Source organism: Micromonospora sp. CV4 (assembly GCF_003667455.1).
Classification (GTDB): Bacteria; Actinomycetota; Actinomycetes; order Mycobacteriales; family Micromonosporaceae; genus Micromonospora.
The window spans coordinates 1-433 of record NZ_RCVI01000183.1 but is presented as its reverse complement, the minus strand read 5'-3'; the positions used below and the strand labels follow the sequence as shown (position 1 = coordinate 433).

At 73.0% G+C, this 433-nt stretch carries 1 protein-coding gene; it reads right to left on the bottom strand.

Annotated features, from left to right (window positions below; all coding sequences use genetic code 11):
- Window positions 1–87: 87 nt before the first annotated feature.
- Window positions 88–433, bottom strand: a 346-nt coding sequence (locus tag EAD98_RS05310; protein ID WP_147457336.1) for an AfsR/SARP family transcriptional regulator, incomplete at its 5' end; no start/stop codon positions are given.

The following is a 433-nucleotide window of genomic DNA, read 5'->3' as shown; positions in this document are numbered from 1 at the left end:
CCACGACAAGCTGGCCGTCGAGGCCCTCTTCCGGACCCACGGCGTACCCCTCTGATGCCTCGCCCCGCGGCGGCGGCAGGGACTCGACTACCGACCGCCGGCCGGCACCGCCGCGCCGGTGAGCACCGCATGGTGCGCGCTGCTCAGCAGCGGACCGGGCTCCACACCGAGTTCCTCGTTGAGCAGCCGCCGCCCCGCCCGATACACGTCGAGCGACTCGGCCAGCCGACCCGAGCCGCACAGCGCCATCATCAGCTGCGCCCGCAGCCGTTCCCGCAGCATGTAGCGGGCGACCAGGCCGGTCAGTTCACACACCAGCCGGGCGTGCTCGCCGAGCATGAGGTCGGCCTCGATGCGGGACTCCAGGGCCGCCAGCCGCAGTTCCTCCAGCCGTGGGCGTTCGGCGATCGCCAGCTGAGCGGTGACGTCGGTG